The 3742-nt window shown below is 70.7% G+C and carries 4 protein-coding genes; 1 reads left to right on the forward strand and 3 read right to left on the reverse strand.

Annotation, left to right across the window (positions count from 1 at the left end):
• Positions 1 to 83: 83 nt before the first annotated feature.
• Positions 84 to 1718 (reverse strand): hypothetical protein, encoded by a 1635-nt coding sequence (locus ACFWPJ_RS22895; protein ID WP_378854432.1) that lies wholly within the window; start codon positions 1716 to 1718, stop codon positions 84 to 86.
• Positions 1715 to 2044, reverse strand: coding sequence for a type VII secretion target (locus ACFWPJ_RS22900; protein WP_378854433.1), 330 nt, complete (start codon positions 2042 to 2044; stop codon positions 1715 to 1717). The genes ACFWPJ_RS22895 and ACFWPJ_RS22900 overlap by 4 nt, the downstream gene beginning before the upstream one ends.
• 191 nt (positions 2045 to 2235) lie before the next feature.
• On the opposite strand from ACFWPJ_RS22900, the gene ACFWPJ_RS22905 reads away from it, so the two are divergent.
• The gene (locus tag ACFWPJ_RS22905) at positions 2236 to 3210 is read left to right on the forward strand and encodes an NAD-dependent epimerase/dehydratase family protein (RefSeq protein ID WP_378854434.1); all 975 of its coding nucleotides are present in this window, start codon (positions 2236 to 2238) and stop codon (positions 3208 to 3210) included.
• Positions 3211 to 3229: 19 nt separating this feature from the next.
• Here the strand turns inward: ACFWPJ_RS22905 and ACFWPJ_RS22910 are convergent.
• Positions 3230 to 3742: SGNH/GDSL hydrolase family protein (locus tag ACFWPJ_RS22910; protein ID WP_378854435.1), on the reverse strand; the 513-nt coding region annotated here is incomplete at its 5' end.

Genomic DNA, 3742 nt, shown 5'->3' on the forward strand with positions numbered 1-3742 from the left:
CCCACAAACTCAAACCCGGTTGCGCTCCCCAACCCGCCCCCCCGCCCCCCGCCCCGGGGGGGGGGGGGCGGCGTCGTGTGAGCTCAGAACCGGTCTTCGTCGGCGTCGCGTTCGTCCTCGTGGACCGCGCCGATGACCTCGGGCGTGGATTCACCGAGCGGACCGGTGAGATCGTCGTTGCCGGTGCGGCTCTGGTAGGGCTGCACGGTGCGGCCGTGTTCCTCGTCGTTGCTGCGCTGGCCCGCGCCCGCACCGCCACCACCGCCCATGAAGCCGGAGCCGCTGGTGCCCGCGGTCGTGGTGTTGCCGAGACCGGTGCCACCCATCGCGGTGGTCATGACGCGACCGCCGGGCAGTGCCGAACCGGGCACGGCCGTCGTGGCTTTCGGAGTCCCCGTGCTCGGGGTGCCACCACCGGAGCCGCCCGATCCGCCGCGGGCCGTGCCGAGCGCACCGAGCGCTCCGCCGGTACCACCGCTGCCGCCCGTACCGCCCGAGCCGAGGCCCGATGGAGTGGTGGCGCCGGGCGTGGGGGTGGTCGCGGTCGGCGAGGCGCTCGCGGCGGCGGTGGAGTCGCCGCCCGTGCCGGACAACGCGTCTTCGGCCTGGGTGAGCAGCGGTTCGGCGATGTTCTCGGAGGCGGCGCTGAGCACTTCCTCCGGGGAGGGCAGGCCGCTCTGGCCGACGAGTTGCTGCACCACGCCGCCGAGTTGGGAGGTGTGCCCGGCCAGCTGGCCGCGGGTGGTGTTGACGACGGTCACCGCCGAGCCGAGGTGTTCGGTCGCGAGGCCGATCAGGGTGGCCTGGGTGGGCGGCAGCATGATCGTCGGCGCGAGCGCGGTGGCCTGCGCGGCGAAGGTGGTCGCGATCGCCGACAGCTGCGCGTTGCCCGACTGGACGACGGCGGCGGCCTGCTCGGTGAGGGCGGCGATATCGAAGCCGCGCTGGCTGGTGTCCTGCCCTTCGACCTGGGCCTGCTGACTGGCCGTGCTCGCGGCGTCGGAGGCCTCGCCCTCCCACAGCTGCTGGACTGTCTTGAGGCCGCCCTGGGCGACACTCATCGCCGAGTCGATCAGCGTGGACGAATTGCTCAGCAGCGTGGTCGGATCGAGCGAGCCGAAGACACCGGTGCCGAAGCTGCTCAGCAGCTGCAGGATCGGGTCGAACAGCGAGTCGATGCCGGGCAGCGCGGGAATCGACACCCCGTTGAGCAGCGCGGAGACCGGATCCTCGGTCAGCGAGGTCGCGGCGGCCGAGCTCGCGCCGTTGCCCGTGCTCGCCGCGCCGGCGCTCGACGTGCCGGTGAGCGCGCTCTTGGCCGAATCGAACGCGGTCTGCGCGGTGGCCAGTGCGGGTCCGGCGACCTGGGTGAGCGTGCTCTGCACGCCGCTCAGCGCCGCGGACGCGTCGGTGGCGACGCCGGACAGGATGTCCTGCGCGTCGACGGTGCCACCGGTGCCGAGCCCGGACAGACCCGACAGCCCGGCCGGGGAGACCGCGGCGTTCTGGGTCTCCTCGGTGATCTTCTGCGCGAGGGTGAAGACTGGATCCTCGCTGGTCGCGATGTCCTCGGGCAGCTGCATCAGCGGCACGTCGAGGATGGCCTGGGCGCTGTGGTCGACCGGGACGGCGCCCAATGCGGACTGGGTCGCGGCGTCGGCGGTGGCCAGGGCGGTGTCGGGCGTGATGACGCCCGCGTCGCCGCTCAGCGGCTTCATGCGATGCCCCCGATCCCGGCGGCCTGACGCGCCAGGTCGGCGGCGTTGGCGGCGTCGGTCGCGTCGAAGGTCACCGAGGTCTTGAACGCGGCGTCGGAGAGCTTGGAGAACTTGGCCGACAGATCGGTGATGTCCTTGGCCTGCAAGGCCTGCGCGGCGGCGAACATCGCCAGGTAGTCGGCGCCGATGAGCCCGAACACCGGGGTCATCGCGGCGACATTGCCCGCCGCGTCGGTGATACCTGCCGCGGCGATATCCCCCGCCACTGCGGCGTTCGTCGCCGCGAACGCGGTGACGGCATCGGTTTGCACCGAGAGATCGGTCATGCGAATCCCCCAACTCGTCGTGAAAAGCCTGCCCTGAGACCGCGATCGGTGGCCGAGAAACTCCCGTCGCGGCCGCCCGAGGGCGCAGTGCGCCAAATATAACCGAACACCCCGACCACTATCGAGCCGTGTCGACTCCGATCTGCGGGATTCGCTTTCAAAACTAGAACATGTTCTATATCCTCGGCGAAATGAAGGTCGCAGTGACCGGCGCAGCCGGCTACCTCGGAACCAACCTGATCCCGCAGCTCGTCGAGCGTGGCCACGAAGTGGTGGCCATCGATCGCGCCGCACCGACCACGTCCGATCCGGCCGTCACCTGGGTGTCCGGTGACGTGCTCGATCCGGCGTCGATGCGCACGGCGCTGGCGGGCGCCGAGGTGGTCTACCACCTGGTCGCGTTGATCACCCTCGCCGAGAAGAACGATCTGGCGTGGCGGGTCAACACCGAGGGCGTGCGGGTCACCGCGGAGGCGGCACTCGAGGTCGGCGTGCGCCGGTTCGTGCATACCAGTTCCATCCACGCCTTCGACCAGTATCGCGCCGGCGGGCATATCGACGAGACCACGGGCCGCTCCGTCGACCCGGGCCTGCCGGTGTACGACCGGTCCAAGTGGGCGGGCGAGCAGGCGCTGCGCCCGGTGATCGAGCGCGGTCTCGACGCGGTGATCGTCAACCCGACCGGCGTGTACGGCCCGATCGACAACCCGAAGCAGCTGTCCCGGCTCAACCGCGTCACCGCCGACGCGATGCGCGGCCGGGTGCCCGTGATGATCGGCGGCGGTTTCGACCTGGTCGACGTGCGCGACGTCGCCCACGGCCTGATCCTCGCGGGCGAGAAGGGCCGCACGGGCGAGAACTACCTGCTCGGCGGGTACATGACCGAGTTGATCGAGCTGTGCCGGATGGCCGCGGCGCGCACCGGCGTCAAGGGCCCGCGTTTCGCGATTCCGGCGAAGGCGCTCGGCGCCGTCCTACCGGTGGTCGAGCCGATCAGCAGGCGCCTGGGCTCCGACATCCTGTCCAAGGCCGCGCTCGGCGCGCTGCTCTCGGCGCCGATCGTCGACCACGGCAAAGCCGAACGCGAGCTCGGCTACCGGCCCCGCCCGACCGCGGAGACCGTCGCCGACCTGGTCGATTTCCTGCGCGCACCGCGCAACGCCTGACGCCTGACGCTACGCACCCCTACGCCACGGCCGCACCGATGATATCCGCCGTCGCCTGCTGCCCGACGGCGTTGGGGTGCACCGGAGTCGCGTTGAGCTGACCGGGCACCGGCGGCTCGATCCACCGGGTCGCCAGGTCACGGCAGGCGTCGTGTCCGATACTCGGGGTGTAGATGTCGATATAGCTCGCGCCGTTGACTTCGGCCTGGCGCCGCAACGCGGCATTGAGCTCCTTCTCGACATCGCGCGCGTAGGCGATATCGCCCGGGCTGAGCGGAACCTGCGGGTAGCAGCTGCCCGATTCCGGCAGCACCGCCGGATATCCGACGACATACACGCGCGCGTTCGGCGCGAGCGTCCCGATACGCCCGATGGCCGCACCCATCGCGGGCTCGTAGGCGGCGATGTCGTCGCTGAACCGCGATCCCCAGTTGTCGCGACACGGCGTGCCGACGCCGGCGGCATTACCGAGATTGAGCGCTACGCACGAGAGAACCATCGTCTGGAAAAGATTTCCGTCGTTGCCACCGAT

This window comes from Nocardia sp. NPDC058497 (assembly GCF_042720195.1).
GTDB lineage: Bacteria > Actinomycetota > Actinomycetes > Mycobacteriales > Mycobacteriaceae > Nocardia.